The following is a 24,233-nucleotide window of genomic DNA, read 5'->3' as shown; positions in this document are numbered from 1 at the left end:
GGGAATAATTATTAATTTTTTGTCATGTGCCTAATTTATGCTTAAACGTTTACTTGATATCGTTATTGCTTCAATTGCTTTGGTGTTGCTTTCACCTTTATATTTCTATGTAGCTCATAAAGTAAAAAAGAACTTAGGCTCACCAGTTCTTTTTCGTCAAGTTCGCCCAGGTTTGCATGGCAAGCCTTTTGAAATGATTAAGTTCCGCACCATGAAGGATGCACTGGATGAACAGGGCAATCCTTTACCAGATAGTGAGCGTTTAACACCTTTTGGTAAGATGCTACGTTCAACGAGTCTGGACGAAATGCCTGAGCTTTGGAATGTGATTAAAGGGGATATGAGTGTTGTGGGACCACGTCCATTACTCATGGAATACCTACCTTTATATAACAAAGAACAAACCAAGCGCCATGATGTACGTCCAGGTATGACAGGACATGCACAGGTCAATGGACGTAATGCAATTAGTTGGGAACAAAAATTTAAACTTGATACATGGTATGTTGAAAACAGATCACTTTGGTTAGATTTTAAAATTATGTTGCAAACAGTGAAGAAGGTCATTGCTAAGGATGATATCAGTGAAGCTGGAGAGGCGACAATGAGTAAATTTACTGGAACAAATAATAAGGAGTTGGATAAGTGACTGAATTTATTGGTGTTTACGGTGCGAGTGGTTTTGGTAAGGAAGTGATGCCATTAGTCCGCCAAAAATTTCCAACGTTGAAAAAAGAACAATTTGTTTTTATTGATGATGGACAAGCAGGTGAAAGTCTAAATGGTTATTCAGTTTTAACCTATACAGATTTTATTAATAACACAGCCACGCATAAGGCTGTAACGATTGCTATAGCAAATAGTATTGTTCGTGAAAAACTAGTTGTGCGACTAAATGAGGATGGAGTTCAACATTTAGCAGTCCAAGCAGGCAATACAGTGATTCTAGATGAGGTGGAGATAGGTGAAGGGAGTCTACTTTGCCCATTCACTTGTTTGACCTCAAATATTAAAATTGGAAAATTTTTCCACGCTAATATCTATAGTTACGTTGCTCATGATTGTGTAATTGGTGACTACGTTACCTTTGCCCCAGGTGTGAAATGTAATGGCAATATTCATATTGAGGACCATGCCTATATTGGTACTGGGGCAGTGATCAAACAGGGCACACCAGACAAGCCATTGGTGATTGGTAAAGGTGCTGTTGTGGGTATGGGGGCGGTCGTGACCAAGAGTGTACCAGCGGGTGTAACTGTTGTTGGTAATCCTGCAAGAGTTTTAGAAAGAAAGTAAGACATATTTTTATTAGGAAATCACAATGTTGAACACTGCATTTGAACCATGGCCAAGTTTTACCCAAGAAGAAGCGGACGCAATTAAAGAAATATTACTTTCAAATAAGGTAAATTACTGGACAGGGCAAGAATGCCGAGAGTTTGAAAAAGAGTTTGCAACATTTGCGGGCACTCAATATGCGGTGGCTTTAACCAATGGCACCGTTGCACTAGATGTCGCTTTGAAAGCTCTGGGAATTGGGGCTGGTGATGATGTGATTGTTACTTCACGCACCTTCCTTGCTTCTGCAAGCTCTATTGTTACAGCTGGGGCTAATCCTATTTTTGCTGATGTTGAGCTGGATTCTCAAAATATTTCACGTCGGACCATTGAAGCGGTACTTACACCAAATACCAAAGCGATTATTTGTGTGCATTTGGCAGGCTGGATGTGCGATATGGATCCAATTATGCAACTTGCCGAAGAGAAAGGGCTCTATGTAATTGAAGATTGTGCACAAGCGCATGGTGCACAATATAAAGGTAGGCCTGCGGGGAGTATTGGGCATATTGCGGCTTGGTCTTTCTGCCAAGATAAAATTATGACCACAGGTGGTGAAGGCGGTATGGTCACCACCAACGATGAAGGTCTTTGGAAAAAAATGTGGTCTTATAAAGATCACGGTAAAAGTTACGATAGCGTTTATAACAAACAACATCCACCAGGTTTCCGATGGTTACATGATTCTTTTGGAACCAATTGGCGTATGATGGAAATGCAGGCAGTAATTGGCCGTATTCAGCTTACGCGTATGACAGAGTGGACAAGGAAGCGGACTGAAAATGCAGAACAAATTCTGAAAGTATTTGAAGATTCGCCTTATTTTACTGTTCAATTGCCTTCGAGTGATTATATACATGCTCACTATAAGTGTTATGTACAGGTGAATCTGGCTGCCTTACCTGAAGGCTGGTCACGTGATCGAATCATGCAAGAAATTAATGCACAAAATGTACCTTGCTTTAGTGGCTCATGTTCAGAGGTGTATTTAGAGCATGCCTTTGATGGGACAGCATGGCGTCCTGAACAGCGATTGCAGAATGCACAACAACTTGGTGAAACCAGTCTTATGTTTTTGGTACATCCAACCTTAAGCCAAGACAATATAGCCAAAACAATTCGTGCCATTCAAAACGTGAAAAGTACGATTCAATAACTGTAGAAACAATGGCAAGAGAGTGATATAAGGTCAAACTCTTGCTTTTATGTTTATGTAATCAGTATGTAAAATTCATTTCTAGTTCTATAAGAAATGCGTATAAAGATCAAACTGTAAAATGGATGATTAGAAGAGCATTGTGAAAAAGATTATTCATCAATTCGCCTCAGCACCAAGGCTATTTAAACAGATTTTTCTGGTTTTTTTGGATGCTTTCGCTTTTCCAGTGATTTTATGGTTGTGCTATGTCATTCGTTTATTTGATTTAGGTGCAGATGTTATCCCTGGGATTGATCATGGTATTGTCTGGATCAGTCTCATTACGGTTGTAAGTCTAGGGCTAACTGGCGTCTATCATTTTATTGTCCGAACATTTAACGAAGTCTTTATTGTTAAGTTGGCAATTGCTGTTTCGCTGACAATGATTGCACTGTACATTTTGAATGTATTCACAGCAGCTTATGTCCCTATGTCTATTCCATTTATGTATGGATTTATGGTATTTGCTTGGGTATGGATTAGTCGAGCAGTTATTCGGTTTATCATTAAGGCATCTTTTTACTCAGAGATCGGGCGAAAAAGAATTGCAATTTATGGGGCGGGGGATGCTGGACAGCAAATCGCAGCTGCATTACATCGTTCTGATGACCACTTACCTGTTTTCTTTATTGATGATTTTGCATCTTTACAGGGCCAGATTGTCGGCGGCTTAAAAGTTTACTCTGTTGAAAAGGCACTACAACGCTTTCAAAAAGATCGTATAGAAGAAATTTTACTCGCACTTCCTTCAGTTGGGCGGGTACGTAAAGCTGAAATTATTCAGCAGTTTGAAATTGCGCGCTTAAAAATTACAGAATTACCTGGCTTAACCCGTCTTGTTGATGGTGAAATACAAGTTTCCGATATACAAGAAGTTGATATTATTGATTTATTAGGACGTGATCCTGTTCCTCCTATTTCTCATCTGATCGCTAAAAACATTCAGAATAAAGTAGTGATGGTGACAGGTGCAGGTGGTTCAATTGGTTCAGAACTGTGTCGACAAATTATCAAAAATCAACCAAAAATATTAGTGCTGTATGAGCTCACAGAATTTGCGTTATATGATATTGATAAAGAACTGAGACAAACCGCAACATGCAAGATTGTTCCGATCTTGGGAACTGTACAAGATCAGCAAAAACTTGAACGTATTATTGAACAATATCACATTCAAACAGTTTATCACGCTGCAGCGTATAAGCATGTCCCTTTAGTTGAATGTAACCCAATTGCAGGATTAAAAAACAATGCCATTGGTACTGCAAATAGTTTAAATGCTGCGGTTAAAAAAGGTGTTGAAACTTTTGTTCTGATTTCAACAGATAAAGCTGTTAGGCCGACCAATGTGATGGGCGCTTCAAAACGTATGGCCGAACTCTATTGTCAGGCAATGGCTGAAACCAAACCTCATACACAAATTAGTATTGTGCGTTTTGGTAATGTTTTAGGTTCTTCTGGCTCTGTTGTTCCATTATTTAAACAACAGATCGCACAAGGAGGGCCAATAACTGTGACACATCCTGAGGTAACTCGTTATTTTATGACCATTCCTGAGGCTTCTCAGTTGGTGATTCAAGCGGGTGCATTAGGTTCTGGTGGCGATGTGTTCTTGCTTGATATGGGGGAACCTGTGAGAATTCAGGACTTAGCCCGTCAAATGATCAAGCTGAGCGGTTTGAAAGTGAGAGAAACTGGTTCACTGGATGGTGATATTGAAATTGCCTATAGTGGTTTGCGCCCAGGTGAAAAACTTTATGAAGAATTGCTGATTGATCAGGATAATACCGAATATACTGAACATACCCGTATCTTACGTTCGTTTGAAAAACATTTTCCATTACACGAAATTGAGTGTGTATTTGGTAAAATCAGCCAAATGACAGCAATCGATCATGACGTGGACTGGGCCCTAACCCAGCTTGAACATTATGTAGATGGCTATAAACGTAGCGGTGAAGTTAGAGTTAATTAATCTGAGAAAGAAATGATCAAAAAAGCAATTTTACCAGTCGCAGGTTTGGGTACACGATTCTTACCAGCAAGTAAATCTATTCCGAAAGAGATGGTGACTGTTGTAGATCGCCCAGCGATTGAATATGTTGTGCGAGAAGCTGTTGAAGCGGGCATAGAACAAATTATTCTGGTGACACATTCATCTAAGGCGTCGATTGAAAACTACTTTGATCGCAACTTCGAGTTGGAAACCACTTTAGAGCAAAAAAAGAAATTTGACCTACTGAAAGAAATTACCGATATTTTACCCAAGCATGTCAGTGTTGTGAGTGTCCGTCAGCCGCAACCACTTGGATTAGGTCATGCGGTACTATGTGCGAAAGATATTGTGGGGGATGAGGCTTTTGCTGTGTTATTACCCGATGTCTTGGTCAAGAACCAAACTAATGACAATGATTTGTCACTCATGATTCAGCGTTTTGAACAGTCACAAGCTGCGCAAATTATGGTTGAAGCGGTGCCTGACAATCTCGTTGATCAATATGGTATTGTTGATGTTGCAGTTGCGCCGAATGAGGGCGAAAGTATCAAGATGCAGGGTATTGTTGAAAAACCTGCCGTGGGTACAGCACCCTCAAATCTTTCGGTTGTCGGGCGTTATATTCTACCCGCTCAAATTATGGCGCTTTTAGAAAATACGCCACGCGGTGCAGGGAATGAAATTCAGCTCACTGATGCCATCGCAGCATTACAACAATCGGAAGCTGTTGAAGCCTATCGAATGAAAGGGCAAACTTTTGACTGTGGCAGTAAATTGGGCTATTTAAAAGCTGTATTGCACTATGGTATTGAGCATCCAAAATTGGGCGCAGATTTTAAGGGCTTAATCCAAGAATTGGCCCTCTAGTTCAGGGCATGTAGTTATGAAAGTTGCAATCTTTGGTAATACTTTATATGCAGGCGTGATGTCTGCATTATTGTCTGAATCTGGACACTTTGTTTATTGGTGTTCACATATTGATGATAACGCTGATGATCAGCAATATGTATTTCATGATGAAAATGTCAGTCGTTTATTGGAGAAACAGTGTAATAGTGGTTTTCTAAATTATCGAGATTTAGAGGGAATCCCTTTAGATATTGATGCTTACTTATTTAGCTTTAACCAAACACAAGAACAACAAGTTTTTCAATTATTACAGTTGTTGAAACTACGTCCAATCATTCATCCTAAGCTGATGATCAATGCATCAACTTTTGGTTTGCAAGGCACTGAGCACTTTAAGCAAATCCTGTCTGAGGACGATTGGGTCTATTTACCAGATACGATCCAGGAGGGGAATGCTTTACATAGTCTGACTCAAGCTAAGCAACTGATTGTGGGATGCACTCAAGTTACAGTTCAAAGCAAAGTGAAAGAATTGCTGCGACCATTTTTTCCTTTGGAACACCAATATTTGTTTATGCCGATTTTAGATGCTGAGTTTACCAAACTCAGCATCTCTGGCATGTTAGCGACACGGATTAGTTACATTAATGATTTAGCCGTTGTGGCAGAAAAACTTGGAATTGATATTGCTTCAGTCCGACAGGGTATGGCTGCAGATAGTCGTATCGGCTCAGCTTATTTGGCGCCAGGTGCAGGTTTTGGCGGTGAAAATTTTTCTCATGATATCCTGACTTTATCAAACACAGTTGCAAATACTGGAGTGAAAAGCCAGTTACTTGCTCAAGTTTGGGATATCAATGAGCAACAAAAAGAAATCCTATTCCGCAAGTTCTGGAATTACTATCATGGGGATTTACAGGGTAAATCAATAGCGATCTGGGGGGCCTCTTTTAAAGAGAATACCTCAAGCATTCAGCAATCACCTATTCATCAAATGCTTGCAGCACTTTGGGCACAAGGCGTAACTGTTCATCTACATGATCCACAAGCTCTGGATGAAATTAAACAGATGTATGGGCAACGTGATGATCTGATCCTTTATCAAGATCAGTATGATGCAGTGAAAAATGTGCATGGGCTATGTGTATTAACTGCATGGAAACAATATTGGAGCCCAGAGTTCAAACAGCTTGAACAGCTTATGGCGCATCCTTTAATTTTGGATGGTCGCAATATTTATGATCCAGACTATGTAAAATTACAAGGCTTTGCATATATGGGAGTGGGGCGTTAATGATGATAAAACAGATTCAGCCCTTTACTGTTAAGGAGCCAGCGTCAGTGCTTGAGCAGTTATCATCTTTGCAAAAGCAAATTAAAGATATCCACCTCAAAGAATTATTTGCGGCTGATCCTACACGCTTTAAACATTTTTCGGTTGAATGTGACCAAATTGTTTTAGATTTTAGTAAGCATCGCCTTGATCAGAATATTTTAAATAGTTTGGTCGACTTGGCTCAGGCACAAGATTTAAAACAATGGATCAAAACATTATTTTCTTCTGAGCAGATTAATTATACCGAACATCGGGCCGCGATGCATTGGGCATTACGTCTGCCTCAATCTCATTCAAATTTTACTGAGATTAATCAAGCTGTGCATCAACAGCTTGAACGCATGTATACCTTGGTTGATAAAATTCATGCTGGTCAATACCGTGGTGCAACGGGTGAAGTCATTCAAGATGTGGTCAACATCGGGGTTGGTGGATCTGATTTGGGACCAGTTATGGTTACCCATGCTTTGTCTGATTTTAAGGTTGCCACGGCAAAACCTTTAGATGTGCATTTCGTTTCGACTATGGATGGCAGTCAACTGTCTGAATTGCTGCATCAGCTTCGACCTGAAACGACTTTATTTATTATTTCCTCCAAGTCATTTGGCACAATTGATACGCTTTCAAATGCGCAAACTGTGCGCCAATGGTTGGAAAAGGCCTTGGGTACAAATGCTGAAATTCTAAAAAATCATTTTATTGGGGTCTCGACTAAACCCGAAAAAATGACAGAGTGGGGGATCGCACCGGATAAGCAGCTGTTGCTGTGGGACTGGGTGGGTGGACGTTATTCACTTTGGTCATGTATCGGCTTACCGATCGCACTAACCATTGGCGTAGAGGGTTTTAAGCAGTTATTAGCAGGTGCTTATGCCATTGACCAACATTTCCAAACAGCACCTTTTCAGCAGAATATTCCTGTATTAATGGGTTTATTAGGCGCGTGGAACAATAACTTTCTGGATATCCAGACCCATGCGGTATTGCCTTATGACGGACGACTCAAATATTTCGCGGCTTATTTGCAGCAGCTCGAAATGGAGTCCAATGGTAAATCAATTCAGCGTAATGGTGAAAAAGTAAAGTCAGCAACATGTCCAATTGTCTGGGGCGAAGTGGGGCCCAATGCGCAGCATGCATTTTATCAACTGCTGCACCAAGGGACACATTCGGTGAGCTGTGATTTTATTGCACCTGTGAAACGTTATAATGCCAATCAATTTACTTATGCTGAAAGTGCAGAAGCCTTGATCGAGCAGCATCATCTGGCCTTATCGAATTGTTTGGCACAGTCACGCTTATTGGCTTTTGGTAATCAAGCTTTGGCATCAGATGAATTAGAGGACTTGCCTGCCTATAAACAATATGAAGGTAATCAACCAAGTTCCACCATTTTACTCAAAGAACTGAATCCTTATAGTTTAGGGATGCTGATTGCGATGTATGAACATAAAGTATTTGTGCAATCCGTGTTGTGGAATATCAACCCCTTTGATCAATGGGGGGTAGAAAAAGGTAAGGAAATTGCCAATCAGCTATTACCGATTTTAAACCGTGAGCAAGATGATCTATCTAGTTTTGATACATCAACGCAAGGTTTATTGAAAATATTGTTAGGAAAAATAGATGGCTAAGATTTTAGTCACAGGTGGCGCGGGTTATATTGGCTCGCATACTTGTTTAGAGTTACTCAGTGCAGACCATGAGGTGATTGTATTTGATAACCTCTCAAACAGCTCGGAAGAAGCTTTACGTCGAGTACAGAAGCTGGCAAATAAATCGCTAATCTTTGTGCAAGGGGATATCCGTAACCAAGTTGAGCTAGACCAAGTCTTTAAAGATCATCAGATTGATGCAGTAATACATTTCGCAGGTTTAAAAGCAGTTGGGGAAAGTCAGCAAATTCCTTTGGCATATTTTGATCATAACATTGCTGGCAGTGTTCAATTGTTCAAGTCAATGGAGAAAGCTGGTGTATTTACCTTGGCTTTTAGCTCCTCTGCTACTGTGTATGGGGAGTTGAATCCATCTCCTTATCAAGAAGAGATGCCATTAAGTTTACCCAATAATAATTATGGCTATACCAAATTAATTATTGAGCAGATGCTGCAAAAAATAGCATTAGCAGATTCAAAATGGTCGATTGCTTTATTACGTTATTTTAATCCAGTCGGTGCACATAAAAGCGGACAGATTGGGGAAGACCCTCAAGGGATTCCTAATAATTTAATGCCTTATGTCACTCAGGTGGCTGTAGGGCGACGTGAAAAACTTTCGATTTTTGGCAATGACTACCCAACCAAAGATGGTACCTGCGAACGGGACTTTATTCATGTTGTTGATTTGGCTAAAGCCCATGTTCTGGCGGTTACCAATCGTTTAAACAATCAAGGGTGTCGAGCTTGGAATATTGGTACAGGAACTCCAATTTCAGTTCTGCAAATCAAAGAAACTTTTGAAAAAGTGAATGAGGTTCAGATTTTGACTGAATTTGCTGAGCGGAGAGCTGGAGATTTGGCAGCATTTTATGCGGATGCTTCGCGAGCTAAGGATGAACTCGGTTGGCAACCTCAATATACTCTGGAAGATATGTTGGCCGACAGTTGGAACTGGCAGAAGCAGAATCCAAACGGCTTTAACTAAATACCAAGCAAATAAAAAGGAGCGATATGCTCCTTTTTATTTGGAATAACTTAACTCTGAATTAAAGCCGTTAATTCATCTACATAATGCTGCATCGGTTGCGGATTTTGGTCTGTACGGCTTTCAATATTTAAACGTAATAATGGCTCAGTATTGGAAGCACGGACGTTTAAGCGCCATGCACCAAAATCAAGACTCACGCCATCGGTACGGTCTACCTGAGGATTCTGATCGGCATAGTGATCAAAGATTTTTTGTACTGTGGCTTGTGTATCCGCCACTTTAAAGTTGATCTCGCCACTGCATGGGAATTTGGCAATCATATTTTCAACCAGTGTTGAAAGCGATTGTCCTGTTTCTGAAAGTAGTGCAATGGTGAGTAACCACGGAATCATACCGCTGTCACAATAAGCAAAATCACGGAAATAGTGATGTGCGCTCATTTCCCCGCCATACACAGCATTGTGTTCACGCATCACATCTTTAATGAAGGCATGTCCAGATTTTGACTGTACCGCAACGCCTTGGTATTGATCGACAATGTCAAAGGTATTCCAGACCAGACGTGGATCATGCACGATTTTCTCGCCTGATTGTTTGATCAGGAAGGCCTGTGCCAATAAACCAACGATGTAATAGCCTTCGATAAATTGCCCTTTTTCATCGAACAGGAAACAACGGTCAAAGTCGCCATCCCAAGCAATCCCCATATCTGCTTGATATTGCAGTACTGCATCACGGGTACTGTCACGGTTTTCAATTAAAATTGGGTTAGGAATACCATTTGGGAAGTTGCCATCAGCTTCATGATGAATTTTAATAAATTCCACTGGAATGTTGAGTTGCTGGAATTTTTGTTCGATGGCATCAATCACATGGCCTGCTGCGCCGTTCCCTGCATTGACCACTAGTTTAAGTGGTTTAATTTTTTGCGGATCAATATAGGTGAGCAGATGCTCGATGAACTCAGGTAAAATATTGTAGTTTTGCGTGGTGCCTTTATTCACAACCTCAGTGAATTGCCCTGATTCTGCTAGTGCTTGAATTTCTTTTAAGCCTGTTTCCGCACTGATAGGGCGTGCATTCTCACGCACCAATTTCATGCCGTTGTAATCCATTGGGTTGTGGCTGGCAGTCACTTCAATACCGCCTTGCACATCTAAATGGAAGGCTGCGAAATACACTTCTTCTGTGCCTGTCATACCTAAATCAAGCACATTGATGCCTGCATCATTCAAACCACGAATAGTTGCCTGTTTTAAGCCCTCGCTACTTAAACGGATATCACAACCGATCACCACGGTTTTGGGTTGATAGATCTGTCCATAGGCACGACCAATGTTATAAGCAATCTCTTCATTCAGTTCTGTGCCGAGTTTGCCACGAATATCATAGGCTTTAAAACAAGTCAGTTGAGTCATATTATTCAATTCATAGGGATGTGATTTGAGTTGTGAACACATTATACAGATATCACCAAGAAGTCATATTTATAGTTCTTTATCCAGTGTTCCAGTTGAGTTCAACTTCGCAGGGTTGCCGTAAAGACAAACCTTTTATAAGACTTTAGTCGAATGTGGAATAACTAGAGCAGAGCAAAAGGATTGATTTATTTTAATTATTATTGGTCATACCAATTATCACCATGTGAATAGGGTTGATCCTTTTAATTCATGTAATTAAGATGCATAAACATTGCAAATGAGTGTGTTTTGCTTATTTATTCAATATTGGTCATACCAATATTGAGAAGATTCGTTAAATATCGAAGTAAAAACAAAATGACGCCCAGCATTTCAAGGAGATGAGAATGCTAAATGTGTGGCAACAACTATATGACCCTTTAAATAATATCTGGCTATCTAGTGCAGTCGCGTTGATCCCAATTATTTTCTTCTTTTTGGCGTTGGCGGTCTTTCGTATGAAGGGCAGTGTCGCGGGAACCTGTACCGTGATTATTGCCATGTTGATTGCTTTATTCTTCTATCAAATGCCTATTGAAATGGCATTTGCTTCTGTTGTTTATGGTTTTATTTACGGTTTATGGCCAATCTCGTGGATTATTATCGGGGCGGTTTTTCTGTATAAAATTTCGGTAAAAACGGGGCAGTTTGATGTGATTCGCTCCAGTATTCTATCGATTACCGAAGATCAGCGTTTGCAGATGTTATTGGTCGGCTTTGCTTTCGGTACCTTTTTGGAAGGTGCGGCTGGCTTTGGTGCACCTGTTGCGATTACTGCAGCGTTGTTGGTTGGATTGGGCTTTAAACCACTCTATGCTGCGGGCCTCTGTCTGATTGTAAATACGGCACCTGTTGCTTTTGGTGCGATGGGGATTCCGATTATCGTGGCAGGACAGGTGTCGGGTGTCGATACCATGGAAATCAGTCAGATGGTAGGTCGCCAATTGCCATTTTTAACCATCATAGTGCTGTTCTGGATTATGGCGATCATGGATGGCTGGCGTGGCGTGAAAGAAACTTGGCCAGCGGTACTGGTCGGTGGTAGTGCTTTTGCGATTGCACAATATCTGACGTCAAACTTTTTGGGACCAGAATTGCCTGATATTACGGCTGCGATTGCTTCTCTCGTTAGTCTAACTTTGCTGTTCCGCGTTTGGAAACCTAAACATATTTTCCGTTTCGAAATGACTGATGAACAAGCAGCAAGCCATGCGGCCTCATCACAACAGCGTTATAGCATTACACAGATTGCCAAAGCATGGTCACCGTTTATGATTTTGACTGCTATGGTGACCATTTGGAGTGTTCAACCGTTTAAAGCACTCTTTGCCAAAGACGGTGCGTTGGCAGACTGGATTTTTAAAATAGAAGTGCCTTATCTGCATAAGTTGGTGGAAAAAATGCCACCGATTGTGTCTGAAAGTACCGCTTATGAAGCAATCTATAAATTTGACTGGTTCTCTGCGACAGGAACCGCCATTTTTATTGCCGCGATTATTACCATCATTTTTCTGAAAATGAAAACCCGTGACGCAGTTAGTACCTTTGCTGAAACATTAAATGAGTTAAAAACCCCGATTTATTCGATAGGAATGGTATTGGCCTTTGCCTTTATTGCCAATTATTCAGGTTTATCTGCAACCTTGGCTCTGGCACTCTCGCATACGGGTCATGCGTTTACTTTCTTCTCGCCATTCTTGGGCTGGCTGGGTGTATTCCTAACAGGTTCAGATACATCATCCAATGCACTGTTCTCGGCATTGCAAGCGACTACGGCACAGCAAATTGGGATTCCAGAAGTGTTGTTGGTGGCAGCCAATACCAGTGGTGGTGTGACAGGCAAGATGATTTCCCCGCAATCGATCGCGATTGCCTGTGCAGCAGTGGGCTTGGTTGGAAAAGAATCTGACTTGTTCCGTTTCACGGTAAAACATAGCATCATATTTACAGTCTTTGTTGGCATCATCGTCACGGTTCAGGCTTATCTGGTGCCGTGGATGATTCCATAACTCTAATCAAGGAAATGTGATGAGAATCTCCGATCAAGTGGTCATGAAGTTACAGGCACTCATTGAGCAGCGCCAGATGAAAAAAGGTGATCGTTTGCCAGCCGAGCGTCAACTTGCGACTAGTTTGGGGGTGTCTCGTCCTTCTTTACGTGAAGCGATCCAGCAGTTAAAAAGTCAAGGCGTGCTCAGTAGCCGTCGCGGTGATGGCACCTATATTCATCAGTTACCTGAGCAATGGTCACAACAGTTGATTGTGAATCCGATCAGTAACCTGATTGAAGAAGATCCGTTGTACCGTTTTGATGTACAGGAAGCGCGTTTGTTACTGGAAGGCGGAACTGCGTGGTATGCCGCATTGCGTTCGACCCCCGAAGATCGTGCCAAAATCCATCATTATTTTGATGAGATTAGCCGTCATCAAAATGCCGGAGATTCGGCTCAGGCAGCAGTTGCGGATGCGGAATTTCATTTAGCAATTGCTGAAGCCTCACACAATATTGTGTTGATCCAAATGATGCGCAGTCTGTTTGACTTGCTGCAATACAACGTCTTGCTCGGGCGTAACAAAGTTTATAACCATCCTGTCAATGGTGACTTGCTCAGTGAGCAGCATTTTCAGGTGATGGATGCGATTGATCGTAAAGATCCCGAGGCTGCACGCCAAGCGGTGTGCGGTCATATTGAATTTGTGATTAATCATGTACGTGCTCTGGGCGAAGATGAAGCTCGCCAGAAACGTGCAACACGTTTAACGAGAGTTGATTCAAAATGATTATTTCTTCTGGCAATGATTATCGTGCTGCGGCACAACGTCGTTTACCGCCCTTTTTATTTCACTATATTGATGGTGGAGCGTATTCGGAACATACCTTAAAGCGCAATGTGCAAGACCTTTCTGAAATTGCCTTGCGCCAACGGGTGCTGAATGACATGTCGGCATTGAGTCTGGAAACCAAGCTGTTTAACGAAACTTTGTCGATGCCAGTGGCTTTGGCACCTGTGGGTTTAACCGGTATGTATGCACGTCGTGGTGAGGTGCAAGCCGCAGTGGCAGCAGATCAAAAGGGCATTCCATTTACCTTATCGACGGTTTCTGTCTGTCCGATTGAGGAAGTAGCACCTGCAATTCAACGTCCAATGTGGTTTCAGTTGTATGTGTTGCGTGATCGTGGTTTTATGCGCAATGCCTTGGAACGTGCCAAGGCGGCAGGTTGTTCGACATTGGTATTTACTGTGGATATGCCTGTACCAGGTGCACGTTATCGTGATGCACATTCAGGCATGAGTGGACCAAATGCAGCGATGCGTCGTTATCTGCAATCGATGTTGCATCCACATTGGGCATGGAATGTTGGGATGTGTGGGCGTCCGCATGACTTGGGCAATATCTCGAAATATTTAGGCAAACCAACAGGGCTTGAAGATTATATCGGCTGGTTAGGCTCTAATTTCGATCCATCAATTTCATGGAAAGATTTGGAGTGGATTCGTGAGTTTTGGGATGGCCCGATGGTGATTAAGGGTATTCTGGATCCTGAAGATGCCAAAGATGCAGTGCGTTTTGGTGCCGATGGCATCGTGGTATCCAATCATGGTGGGCGTCAGCTCGATGGGGTGATGTCTTCTGCGCGTGCCTTGCCTGCGATTGCTGATGCGGTGAAGGGTGATCTAGCGATTTTGGCAGACTCAGGCATCCGTAATGGTCTGGATGTGGTTCGTATGTTAGCCCTAGGTGCGGATACGGTGTTATTGGGACGTGCTTTTGTGTATGCCTTGGCAGCAGCAGGTGGGCAAGGGGTATCGAATCTGCTGGATCTGATTGAGAAGGAAATGCGGGTAGCGATGACCTTGACGGGCGCTAAGTCGATTCAAGAGATTAATGCGGATTGTTTGGTACAGGCAATTAAACAAGGTTTTTAAGAATAATTTGCTAAGTGATGCAGTAGGCACAGCCACCAAGTCTGGTGACATGCTTATGTCTGAGGTATAGGCATTTGTCACTTTTGAAGGATCAAAAGTAACCAAAAATCCTCTATTCCGATGACGGTACTTCCTTGCTACCGCATCGGAACAGGCGGCATCCTTGCCACCGACGTGTAGCTACTTAGGTTAAGAAATTAGTTGCTGGTGCTAAACGTCACTTACAGCCTGCGTGGTATTGGTAAGATATTGTTTTTGCAATGCAACTTGAAAAATGGATACAGTGAACAGGTTCTGTAAGTGACAATGCCTTTGGTTACTTTGGGCAAAACCAAAGTAACGGAATGAGTTACTTCCATCATAACCTATATACCGTAAGACCCTGCCGTGCTGATCTAGTTTTAGCGTGCATAAGATATAGCTCGATTTTATATAGATGATCCAAAGGAGCCATCATGCAAATATTTTCTCCCAAAGCGGTGATTGATCGTTTACAGCAGATTGTTGGACGTCAGCATGTGCTGAGTGATGATCAAAGTACTCGCCAGTATCGGCAAGGTCGTCGTTTTGGTGAGGGCAAAGTCTTTGCAGTGGTCATCCCAGGCACCTTGCTGGAACAATGGCAGGTGCTACAAGCCGCCATCGAAGCAGATTGTATTGTCATCATGCAAGCTGCCAATACAGGACTGACAGGCGGTTCAACACCCTATGGTGATGATTATGACCGTCCTGTATTAGTGATGAGTACGCGCCGTTTAAAAGGCATTCAGGTCATCCATAACGGCAGGCAGGTGATTTGTTTACCTGGTGCGACTTTGGATAATCTGGAACAGCTACTGAAAGGCTATGATCGAGAGCCGCATTCGGTGATTGGCTCGTCTTGTATTGGCGCTTCAGTATTGGGTGGGGTCTGTAATAATTCAGGCGGTGCCTTGGTCCGTCGTGGACCTGCTTATACCGAATTGGCACTATATGCGCAGGTCAATGCCCAAGGTCAGCTGGAATTGGTCAATCATCTGGGTGTGAATTTAGGCTCAAGTCCAGAAGAAATCCTAACCCGTTTAGAGCAGCAGCAATACCAAGCTGGTGATATTTTAGATGATGCTGAAAAACAGGCATCCGATCAGCGTTATGCGCAAGATGTCACCCAAGTGGATGCCGATAGTCCGGCTCGTTTTAATGCTGATCCATCGCGTCTGTTTGAAGCTTCGGGTTCGGCAGGTAAAGTCTGTGTGTTTGCAGTGCGTCTTGATACTTATGAAAAGGTAGAGAGCAGCGTATTTTATATTGGTACAAATGATGCCGATGATCTGACTGCGATTCGTCGCTATTTACTGACTTCATTGCCAAGCTTGCCGATTGCAGGGGAATATATTCACCGCAATGCTTATCATATTGGCGAAAAATACGGTAAAGATACCTTCCTGTTTATTGAAAAATTTGGTACAGCCAATGTGCCGAAAGCCTTTGCTCTTAAAGACAAGATCGATGGTTTTTTAGAAAAATTTAAAATCAAAGGACTGACCGATCATATTCTACAAGCGGTCACTTCATTGTTACCGAGCCATTTACCGAAGCGAATGACCGAATATCGTGATCATTATGAACACCATCTGATGTTGCGAGTTGAAAATAATTGCAAAGCCCAGACCGAGCAATTTTTACAGGACTATTTTGCGGTACATGCATCAGGTAATTTCTTCCTTTGTGATGCTGCGGAAGGACGTAAAGCCTTTTTGCATCGTTTTGCGGTGGCAGGTGCAGCGATTCGTTATCGTGATACCCATCGGGATGAAGTCGAGGATATTGTAGCCTTGGACATCGCCTTACGTCGTAATGATCGTGAATGGGTGGAGCAACTGCCTGTGGAAATGGAACAGCAGATCATTCATAAACTTTATTATGGGCACTTTTTCTGTCATGTCTTTCATCAGGATTACATTCTTAAAAAGGGCAACGATCCTTTAGCGATGGAACATCAGATGTGGCATTTGCTGGATGCCCGCCGTGCTGAATATCCTGCTGAGCATAATGTCGGTCATCTGTATATTGCCAAGCCTGCATTGGCAAATTTCTATCAAAAGCTTGATCCGAATAATTGTTTTAATGTCGGGATTGGACAGACCTCTAAATTGAAGTATTGGGGCAAGTCCAAGACCTAAATTTAAATAAAGTAGGCAATAAAAAAGGCGCTTCAAGCGCCTTTTTTATCTGTTACAACTTAAGCTGTTGCAGCAGATTTTGCTAAAACTTCAGCGACTGCTTTGGCAACTTTGTATACGTTGTTCATGTTCAGGCCTGCAACACAGATACGACCACTGCGTACCAAGTAGATTGCATATTCTTCACGTAGCGTATCCACTTGCTCAGCGGTTAAACCAGTATAGCTGAACATGCCTTTTTGATTCACAAGGTAGCTAAAGTCACGCTCAGGAAGGGCTTTAGTTAGCTCATCTTTCAAGATGCTACGCATTTTGATAATACGCTCACGCATCTCTTTCACTTCGCCTTGCCATTGTTGATTGAGATCAGCGTCATTTAACACTTGATCAACCAACCATGCACCTGTTGTTGGTGGGCTAGAGTAGATACGACGTACCGTTGCTTTTAACTGACCGAATGTGCATTTTGCTGCTTCAGCATCATCACATACGAAAGTCAAACCGCCAACACGCTCACCGTAAAGTGAGAAGATTTTAGAGAACGAGTTGCTGACAATAAAGTTTAGACCCGCTTGGTCTAATGCACGAATGGCATAAGCATCTTGTTCCATATCATCGCCAAAACCTTGGTAGGCGATGTCGAGGAATGGAATCAGGTTACGCTCTTTTAATACCACAATCACTTGATCCCATTGTGCTGGGTTCAAGTCTGCACCTGTTGGGTTATGGCAGCATGGGTGTAACAACACAATGCTTTGTTCTGGCAATGTTTTTAACGTAGACAACATCCCATCAAAATCAACGCCACGTGTTTCAGCATCGAAGTACGGGTAGAAGTTGCTCTTGATGCCTGCACCATTGAAGATCGCAACATGGTTATCCCAAGTTGGCTGGCTGACCCAAACTTCTGAATTCGGGAAGTAGGTTTTTAAGAAGTCTGCGCCGACTTTCAATGCACCAGAACCACCAAGCGTTTGAATCGTAGCAACACGACCTTGCTGAATTGCTGGGCTATTTGCACCAAACAATAAGGCTTGAATTGCATCACGGTAAGGTTTGAAACCTTCCATTGGTAAATAAAGCTTGGTTTGTGTGTTTTTAGGTGCAATACGTTTTTGCGCTTCGATAATGGTATCAAGCTGAGGAACGATACTGTCTTCGTTATAGTACAAACCAATACTGAGGTTTACCTTTTCAGCACGTGGATCAGCATTGAACTGTTCCATCAATGAAAGGATTGGATCGCCTGCATAAGGTGGGATATGTTGAAACATTAACAATGTCCTTTTCTTCAACAAAGTGCATAGATGTCTGGAGAGGTTGGCGCTTCAGAAGCGGAACCTTTGATGCCCAATAATGTATCAATAAAGACTGCATGAAGCACGCTGTTATTTACATTTTGGTGCAGTATTTACTTACAAAATTTGTCGGTACAAGCTGATTATAAAGATTGTCTACAATCAAGCTGTCATACCATGGTCGTAGCATTAACAGTCTAAGGCTGCTCATTCGATCAAAGCTCAGGGTTGAGTGATGATTGGAAATATTATTAACCTATTGTTTTATCTATTCTTATATAAGCTTTTTGGCAGTTTTTTGAGAATCAACTGAGTGATCACAATACAGTAGAATTGAAAGCAGCAGTCTAATTTATTGTCGACAATCCTATTGCATTTTTTCTTTTATCTGGTTATAAAATCATAAAAATTGTAGAGATTGTCGACAATATGCAAGATACCCTTGTTCCTCAAGCCCTCAGCACAAGTCAGGGAATGACCCTGACGGAACACGTATTCAAGCAAATTCAGTCAGCAATTGTATTGGGACATATTCCTGCGGGCAGCAAGATTTCAGAACCTGAGCTGGCACGTATTTATGGCATTAGTCGTGGTCCGTTACGGGAAGCGATTCATCGTCTGGAAGGGCAGAAACTGGTGGAGCGAACTGCGCATGTCGGTGCACGCGTGGTGTCATTGTCACTACAACAGTTTCAAGAACTCTATCAAATTCGTGCTTCTTTAGAAGGTTTGGCCTGCAAATTGGCTGCTCAGCATATTGATAAAAAACAGATTCTAGCTTTGCGTGATGTCTTGCGCATGCATGCCGAAGATGAAAATTTTAAAGCAGGTAAGGGTTACTATCTGCAAGAAGGTCAGGACGATTTCCATTACTGCATTATCAAAAGCAGTGGCAATAAAACCTTAGAAAAAATGTTATGCGATGAGCTGTATCACCTCATCCGTATGTACCGAATCCAGTTTTCAAATACCCCAGATCGACCAAGCAAAGCTTGGGACGAACATATCCGCATATTAGATGCGATTGCTGAAGGTGACGGTGAACTCGCCGAAATGCTGATGCACCGTCACATCAATGCATCTTACAAAATTGTTGAGCAAACATTGCTGCAAAATCAAGGAGAACAACAACATGGCTAAACAGTCTGCTGGTCAGCTATTCCGCGACGCGGTCGCAAATGAAAAACCATTACAAGTGGTGGGTGCGATCAATGCCAACCATGCGTTATTGGCAAAACGCGCAGGCTACAAGGCGATCTATTTGTCAGGTGGTGGTGTTGCGGCTGGTTCTTTGGGCTTACCTGATTTGGGTATCAGTAACCTTGATGATGTATTGACAGATGTACGCCGTATTACTGATGTCTGTGACCTGCCATTATTGGTCGATGTCGACACGGGTTTCGGTGCTTCTGCCTTTAATATCGCGCGTACCACCAAGTCGATGATCAAGTTCGGTGCTGCTGCGATGCATATCGAAGACCAAGTCGGAGCTAAGCGTTGCGGTCATCGTCCGAATAAAGCCATCGTGACTCAACAAGAAATGGTCGATCGTATTAAAGCTGCGGTCGATGCACGTACCGATGACAGCTTTGTGATTATGGCACGTACTGATGCACTGGCGGTTGAAGGGTTGCAGGCAGCAATTGACCGTGCAGGAGCGTATATCGAAGCGGGTGCAGACATGCTGTTCCCCGAAGCGATCACTGAATTGGCAATGTATAAGCAATTTGCTGATCTGACTAAAGTACCTGTTTTAGCCAATATCACCGAATTTGGTTCTACGCCATTATTTACCACTGAAGAATTGGCCTCTGCCGATGTCAGCATTGCACTGTATCCACTTTCTGCATTCCGTGCCATGAATAAAGCCGCAGAAAATGTCTATGAGACTTTGCGTAAAGAAGGCACACAAAAGAATGTGGTCGATACCATGCAAACCCGTCAGGAGTTGTATGAACGCATTAACTACCATGCGTTTGAACAATATCTTGATGGAACTTTTGCGAAGAATAAATAAGTCAAACAATCTCCCCTAACCCCTCTTTGAAAAAGAGGGGAATCACCTAAATCTTGGATGATCTAGGGTTGGTGGGAAGTCCCTCTTTGGAAAGAGGGATTGAGGGAGATTAAGAATCTTTATAAGTTTTAACCTAAGGATATATAAAAAGGACAATCTTATGAGCAGTAATGAAACTCCAACAGGCTTCAAACCAAAAAAATCAGTTGCACTCAGCGGACAAGTGGCAGGCAACACTGCGCTGTGTACCGTAGGCCGCAGCGGCAATGACTTACACTATCGTGGCTATGACATTCTCGATCTTGCAGTCGGCAGCCAATTTGAAGAAGTGGCACACCTTCTTGTACATGGCAAACTTCCAAACAAAGCCGAACTCAAAGCCTATAAAGCAAAATTAAAAGCATTGCGTGGCTTACCTGCAGCATTGAAAACCGCCCTTGAGCAACTACCACCATCTGCACACCCAATGGATGTGATGCGTACTGGCGTATCTGTACTGGGTTGTTTAACCCCAGAACATGAAGACCATAACGAAGCAGGCGCAAAAGACATCGCTGATAAATTGATGGCAAGCCTAGGCTCAATGTTGTTGTACTGGTATCACTTCAGCAACAACGGTCGTCGTATCGAAGTTGAAACCAATGATGACTCGATTGCTGCGCATTTCTTGCATCTCCTACATGGCGAAGCGCCATCGGAAGAGTGGATTCAAGCTATGCACACCTCTTTGATTCTGTATGCAGAGCATGAGTTCAATGCATCAACCTTTACTTCACGTGTGGTGGCAGGGACAGGTTCAGACATGTACTCGGCAATCACAGGCGGTATTGGTGCGTTACGTGGCCCTAAACACGGTGGCGCGAACGAAGTTGCGTTTGTGATTCAGCAACGTTATGACAATGCAGATGAAGCAGAAGCGGATATCCGTAGCCGTGTAGAGAAAAAAGAAGTGGTGATCGGTTTTGGTCATCCAGTCTATACCGTTTCTGATCCACGTAATGAAGTGATCAAGCAAGTGGCGCGTGAACTTGCTGAAGCACAAGAAAATACCAAGATGTATGTGATTGCTGAACGTTTAGAAGCTGTGATGAAAGAAGTGAAGAACATGTTCCCGAACCTCGACTGGTTCAGTGCGGTGAGCTATCACTTGATGGGTGTCCCAACGGCAATGTTCACACCATTATTCGTGATTGCACGTACTGCGGGTTGGTCTGCACACGTGATTGAACAACGTCAAGACGGCAAAATCATTCGTCCAAGCGCGAACTATACTGGCCCTGAAAATCTTGAATTCAAACCATTGGCGGAGCGTGGTTAATGAACACAAAATATCGTAAACCGCTGGCAGGTACCCAGCTCGAATACTATGACGTGCGTCAAGCCGTTGAAGATATTCAGCCAGGCGCATACGAAAAGCTGCCATACACCTCGAAAGTACTGGCTGAACAGCTTGTACGTAAAGCGGATGCCGAGAATTTAACGGCCTATTTAACTCAGTTGATCGAACGCCGTCAGGATCTTGATTTTCCTTGGTATCCAGCACGTGTAGTCTGTCATGACATCTTAGGTCAAACGGCATTGGTGGATCTTGCAGGTTTGCGTGATGCGATTGCCGATAAAGGCGGTGATCCTTCCAAGGTCAATCCCGTTGTGCCAACCCAGTTGATCGTCGATCACTCTTTAGCTGTGGAATTCGGTGGTTTTGACCCTGATGCATTTGAGAAAAACCGCGCAATCGAAGATCGCCGTAACGAAGACCGTTTCCACTTTATTGAGTGGACCAAAACAGCTTTTAAAAATGTCGACGTGATCCCTGCGGGCAACGGCATCATGCATCAGATCAACTTGGAGAAAATGTCTCCAGTGATTCAAAACCGTGATGGCTTAGCGTTCCCTGATACCTGTGTCGGTACAGATTCACATACCCCACATACCGATGCACTTGGCGTGATTTCAGTCGGTGTCGGTGGTTTGGAAGCTGAAAACGTAATGTTGGGTCGCGCGTCTTGGATGCGTCTACCAGACATCATTGGTGTTGAGTTTGTTGGTCAGCGTCAAGCAGGCATTACTGCAACGGATATCGTGTTGGCATTGACTGAGTTCTTGCGTAAAGAACGTGTCGTTGGTGCTTACCTCGAGTTCTTTGGTGAAGGTGCTGACAGCATGTCTGTGGGCGACCGTGCCACCATCTCGAATATGACGCCTGAATATGGCGCAACTGCGGCAATGTTCTATATCGATCAGAACACCATCGATTATTTACGTCTGACAGGTCGTGAAGATGCGCAAGTGGCGTTGGTTGAGCAATATGCCAAAGAAATTGGTCTTTGGGCATCGGATATGACCCAAGCTGAGTACCCACGTGTACTTCGTTTTGATCTTTCAACTGTGACCCGTAACATTGCAGGCCCATCAAACCCACATGCACGTGTTTCTACCGCTGATTTGAAAGCAAAAGGCATTGCAGGGAATTTGGATCTTGCCAAGGCACAAGAAGCAGAAGGTTTAATTCCTGATGGTGCAGTGATTATTGCTGCAATTACTTCTTGTACCAATACTTCCAATCCACGTAATACCGTTGCTGCAGGTCTATTGGCGCGTAAAGCCAATGAACTGGGCTTGGTACGTAAACCTTGGGTGAAATCTTCATTTGCACCAGGTTCTAAGGCAGCTGCGCTGTATTTAGAAGAAGCGGGTGTGTTAGGTGATCTTGAGAAACTTGGTTTTGGTATCGTCGCCTATGCATGTACCACCTGTAATGGGATGTCAGGCGCACTTGATCCTGTGATTCAACAAGAAATCATTGAGCGTGACTTGTATGCCACTGCGGTGCTTTCGGGTAACCGTAACTTCGATGGTCGTATCCATCCATACGCAAAACAAGCGTTCTTGGCATCTCCGCCGCTTGTGGTGGCGTATGCGATTGCAGGAACCATCCGTTTTGACATCGAAACAGATTCGCTTGGAAATGACAAAGACGGTAATCCAATTTACCTGAAAGATATCTGGCCTTCGGATGCTGAAATTGATGCACTTGTGAAAGAAGCAGTGAAGCCTGAACAGTTCCGTAAAATCTACATTCCGATGTTTGATTTGGGAGTCAATGAAGAAGCGGCAAGCCCTCTGTATGATTGGCGTCCAATGAGTACCTATATCCGCCGTCCTCCATATTGGGAAGGGGCGTTGGCTGCACCTCGTACTTTAGCCAATATGCGTCCGCTTGCGATCTTGGGTGACAACATCACCACGGATCACTTGTCTCCATCGAATGCGATTGTGTTAGACAGTGCTTCCGGCGAATATTTGGCGAAAATGGGTGTGCCTGAGGAAGACTTTAACTCTTATGCAACCCATCGTGGTGATCACTTAACCACGCAACGTGCAACATTTGCTAACCCGAAATTGTTTAATGAAATGGTAGTTCGTTCAGACGGCACCATTAAGCAAGGTTCAAAAGCGCGTGTCGAGCCAGAAGGTGAAGTGATGCGTATGTGGGAAGCGATTGAAACCTACATGAACCGTAAGCAACCGTTGATCATTGTGGCGGGTGCGGATTATGGTCAGGGTTCTAGCCGTGACTGGGCTGCGAAAGGTGTTCGTCTTGCAGGTGTTGAAGCGATTGTTGCCGAAGGTTTTGAGCGTATTCACCGTACCAACTTAGTCGGTATGGGCGTTTTACCGCTTGAGTTTAAGTCAGGCGTTAACCGTAAGACCTTAAAGCTGGATGGTACGGAGCTATATAGCGTAATCGGCAATATTGCGCCTCGTTCAACTTTAACTTTAGTGATTGAGCGTGCCACAGCGGATGGTAAGGAAGAAATTGTTGAAGTGCCTGTGACCTGTCGTTTAGATACAGAAGAAGAAGTGTCTGTATATGAAGCGGGTGGTGTATTACAGCGTTTTGCACAAGACTTTTTAGAAGGTCAAGTGGCGTAAATAGAGATTGTTACTTTATTTAGGAAAAGCTCTATCATTTTGATAGAGCTTTTTTAATGCATTTAATC

General features: G+C 43.0%; 18 protein-coding genes. 16 read left to right on the top strand and 2 right to left on the bottom strand.

Annotated elements, in window-relative coordinates:
* Positions 1-37: 37 nt before the first annotated feature.
* The 8 genes from NDN11_RS17675 to galE all read left to right on the top strand — a co-directional run bounded on the left by NDN11_RS17675 (position 38) and on the right by galE (position 9,360).
* Positions 38-649 carry a sugar transferase gene (locus NDN11_RS17675; RefSeq protein ID WP_251110355.1) on the top strand — a complete coding sequence of 204 codons (612 nt, stop codon included), beginning with the start codon at positions 38-40 and terminating at the stop codon, positions 647-649.
* On the top strand, positions 646-1,296 hold the full coding sequence (locus NDN11_RS17670; protein ID WP_251110354.1) for a NeuD/PglB/VioB family sugar acetyltransferase: 651 nt from the start codon (positions 646-648) through the stop codon (positions 1,294-1,296). Before NDN11_RS17675 ends, NDN11_RS17670 begins: the two co-directional genes overlap by 4 nt.
* 25 nt (positions 1,297-1,321) lie before the next feature.
* A complete protein-coding gene (locus tag NDN11_RS17665; protein ID WP_251110353.1) occupies positions 1,322-2,494 on the top strand; it encodes a DegT/DnrJ/EryC1/StrS family aminotransferase in 1,173 nt (390 codons plus the stop codon).
* Positions 2,495-2,636: 142 nt separating this feature from the next.
* Entirely contained in the window at positions 2,637-4,511 is a 1,875-nt protein-coding gene (locus NDN11_RS17660) for a polysaccharide biosynthesis protein (RefSeq protein ID WP_251110352.1), read from the top strand.
* Between the two features lie 12 nt (positions 4,512-4,523).
* Positions 4,524-5,399 carry a UTP--glucose-1-phosphate uridylyltransferase GalU gene (gene galU, locus NDN11_RS17655; protein WP_251110351.1) on the top strand — a complete coding sequence of 292 codons (876 nt, stop codon included), beginning with the start codon at positions 4,524-4,526 and terminating at the stop codon, positions 5,397-5,399.
* Positions 5,400-5,415: 16 nt separating this feature from the next.
* Positions 5,416-6,675, top strand: a complete 1,260-nt coding sequence (locus NDN11_RS17650) for a nucleotide sugar dehydrogenase (RefSeq protein ID WP_251110350.1) — start codon at positions 5,416-5,418, stop codon at positions 6,673-6,675.
* A gap of 2 nt (positions 6,676-6,677) precedes the next feature.
* A complete protein-coding gene (gene pgi / locus NDN11_RS17645; RefSeq protein WP_251111567.1) occupies positions 6,678-8,351 on the top strand; it encodes a glucose-6-phosphate isomerase in 1,674 nt (557 codons plus the stop codon).
* The gene (galE, locus tag NDN11_RS17640) at positions 8,344-9,360 is read left to right on the top strand and encodes a UDP-glucose 4-epimerase GalE (RefSeq protein WP_251110349.1); all 1,017 of its coding nucleotides are present in this window, start codon (positions 8,344-8,346) and stop codon (positions 9,358-9,360) included. Before pgi ends, galE begins: the two co-directional genes overlap by 8 nt.
* 50 nt (positions 9,361-9,410) lie before the next feature.
* Here the strand turns inward: galE and NDN11_RS17635 are convergent, their stop codons facing one another.
* The gene (locus tag NDN11_RS17635; protein WP_251111566.1) at positions 9,411-10,781 is read right to left on the bottom strand and encodes a phosphohexomutase domain-containing protein; all 1,371 of its coding nucleotides are present in this window, start codon (positions 10,779-10,781) and stop codon (positions 9,411-9,413) included.
* 383 nt (positions 10,782-11,164) lie between these two features.
* On the opposite strand from NDN11_RS17635, the gene lldP reads away from it, so the two are divergent.
* The 4 genes from lldP (at position 11,165) to dld (ending at position 16,914) form a co-directional block, all read left to right on the top strand.
* Positions 11,165-12,832 carry an L-lactate permease gene (gene lldP / locus NDN11_RS17630; protein ID WP_251110348.1) on the top strand — a complete coding sequence of 556 codons (1,668 nt, stop codon included), beginning with the start codon at positions 11,165-11,167 and terminating at the stop codon, positions 12,830-12,832.
* A gap of 37 nt (positions 12,833-12,869) precedes the next feature.
* Positions 12,870-13,604, top strand: a complete 735-nt coding sequence (gene lldR, locus NDN11_RS17625; RefSeq protein ID WP_251111565.1) for a transcriptional regulator LldR — start codon at positions 12,870-12,872, stop codon at positions 13,602-13,604.
* Positions 13,601-14,752, top strand: a complete 1,152-nt coding sequence (gene lldD, locus NDN11_RS17620) for an FMN-dependent L-lactate dehydrogenase LldD (protein WP_004801823.1) — start codon at positions 13,601-13,603, stop codon at positions 14,750-14,752. The genes lldR and lldD overlap by 4 nt, the downstream gene beginning before the upstream one ends.
* A 455-nt stretch (positions 14,753-15,207) precedes the next feature.
* A complete protein-coding gene (gene dld / locus NDN11_RS17615) occupies positions 15,208-16,914 on the top strand; it encodes a D-lactate dehydrogenase (protein WP_251110347.1) in 1,707 nt (568 codons plus the stop codon).
* A 59-nt stretch (positions 16,915-16,973) separates the two neighbouring features.
* On the opposite strand, the gene NDN11_RS17610 is transcribed toward dld, so the two are convergent.
* Positions 16,974-18,188 (bottom strand): amino acid aminotransferase, encoded by a 1,215-nt coding sequence (locus NDN11_RS17610; RefSeq protein ID WP_005186496.1) that lies wholly within the window; start codon positions 18,186-18,188, stop codon positions 16,974-16,976.
* A 453-nt stretch (positions 18,189-18,641) separates the two neighbouring features.
* On the opposite strand from NDN11_RS17610, the gene NDN11_RS17605 reads away from it, so the two are divergent.
* The 4 genes from NDN11_RS17605 to acnD all read left to right on the top strand — a co-directional run bounded on the left by NDN11_RS17605 (position 18,642) and on the right by acnD (position 24,165).
* On the top strand, positions 18,642-19,352 hold the full coding sequence (locus NDN11_RS17605; protein ID WP_005186499.1) for a GntR family transcriptional regulator: 711 nt from the start codon (positions 18,642-18,644) through the stop codon (positions 19,350-19,352).
* Positions 19,345-20,229, top strand: a complete 885-nt coding sequence (gene prpB, locus NDN11_RS17600) for a methylisocitrate lyase (protein ID WP_005209856.1) — start codon at positions 19,345-19,347, stop codon at positions 20,227-20,229. Before NDN11_RS17605 ends, prpB begins: the two co-directional genes overlap by 8 nt.
* Before the next feature lie 160 nt (positions 20,230-20,389).
* Entirely contained in the window at positions 20,390-21,547 is a 1,158-nt protein-coding gene (gene prpC / locus NDN11_RS17595) for a bifunctional 2-methylcitrate synthase/citrate synthase (protein WP_004656677.1), read from the top strand.
* Positions 21,547-24,165, top strand: a complete 2,619-nt coding sequence (gene acnD, locus NDN11_RS17590) for a Fe/S-dependent 2-methylisocitrate dehydratase AcnD (RefSeq protein WP_251110346.1) — start codon at positions 21,547-21,549, stop codon at positions 24,163-24,165. Before prpC ends, acnD begins: the two co-directional genes overlap by 1 nt.
* The last annotated feature ends 68 nt before the right edge of the window (positions 24,166-24,233 follow it).

The sequence above is a fragment of the Acinetobacter sp. C26M genome, from assembly GCF_023702675.1.
Classification (GTDB): Bacteria; Pseudomonadota; Gammaproteobacteria; order Pseudomonadales; family Moraxellaceae; genus Acinetobacter.
Note: the sequence above shows the minus strand (reverse complement) of the source record. Positions and strands in the feature narration are given on the sequence as shown.

What these genes read in the sequence shown, in the direction of transcription:
- galU (WP_251110351.1), top strand. Translation starts at nt 4,524, where the DNA reads ATGATCAAAAAAGCAATTTTACCAGTCGCAGGTTTGGGTACACGATTC.
- lldP (WP_251110348.1), top strand. Translation starts at nt 11,165, where the DNA reads ATGAGAATGCTAAATGTGTGGCAACAACTATATGACCCTTTAAATAAT.
- NDN11_RS17650 (WP_251110350.1), top strand. Translation starts at nt 5,416, where the DNA reads ATGAAAGTTGCAATCTTTGGTAATACTTTATATGCAGGCGTGATGTCT.
- NDN11_RS17635 (WP_251111566.1), bottom strand. Translation starts at nt 10,781, where the DNA reads ATGACTCAACTGACTTGTTTTAAAGCCTATGATATTCGTGGCAAACTC.
- galE (WP_251110349.1), top strand. Translation starts at nt 8,344, where the DNA reads ATGGCTAAGATTTTAGTCACAGGTGGCGCGGGTTATATTGGCTCGCAT.
- prpC (WP_004656677.1), top strand. Translation starts at nt 20,390, where the DNA reads ATGAGCAGTAATGAAACTCCAACAGGCTTCAAACCAAAAAAATCAGTT.
- dld (WP_251110347.1), top strand. Translation starts at nt 15,208, where the DNA reads ATGCAAATATTTTCTCCCAAAGCGGTGATTGATCGTTTACAGCAGATT.
- pgi (WP_251111567.1), top strand. Translation starts at nt 6,678, where the DNA reads ATGATAAAACAGATTCAGCCCTTTACTGTTAAGGAGCCAGCGTCAGTG.
- NDN11_RS17675 (WP_251110355.1), top strand. Translation starts at nt 38, where the DNA reads ATGCTTAAACGTTTACTTGATATCGTTATTGCTTCAATTGCTTTGGTG.
- NDN11_RS17610 (WP_005186496.1), bottom strand. Translation starts at nt 18,188, where the DNA reads ATGTTTCAACATATCCCACCTTATGCAGGCGATCCAATCCTTTCATTG.
- lldD (WP_004801823.1), top strand. Translation starts at nt 13,601, where the DNA reads ATGATTATTTCTTCTGGCAATGATTATCGTGCTGCGGCACAACGTCGT.
- acnD (WP_251110346.1), top strand. Translation starts at nt 21,547, where the DNA reads ATGAACACAAAATATCGTAAACCGCTGGCAGGTACCCAGCTCGAATAC.
- prpB (WP_005209856.1), top strand. Translation starts at nt 19,345, where the DNA reads ATGGCTAAACAGTCTGCTGGTCAGCTATTCCGCGACGCGGTCGCAAAT.
- NDN11_RS17605 (WP_005186499.1), top strand. Translation starts at nt 18,642, where the DNA reads ATGCAAGATACCCTTGTTCCTCAAGCCCTCAGCACAAGTCAGGGAATG.
- NDN11_RS17665 (WP_251110353.1), top strand. Translation starts at nt 1,322, where the DNA reads ATGTTGAACACTGCATTTGAACCATGGCCAAGTTTTACCCAAGAAGAA.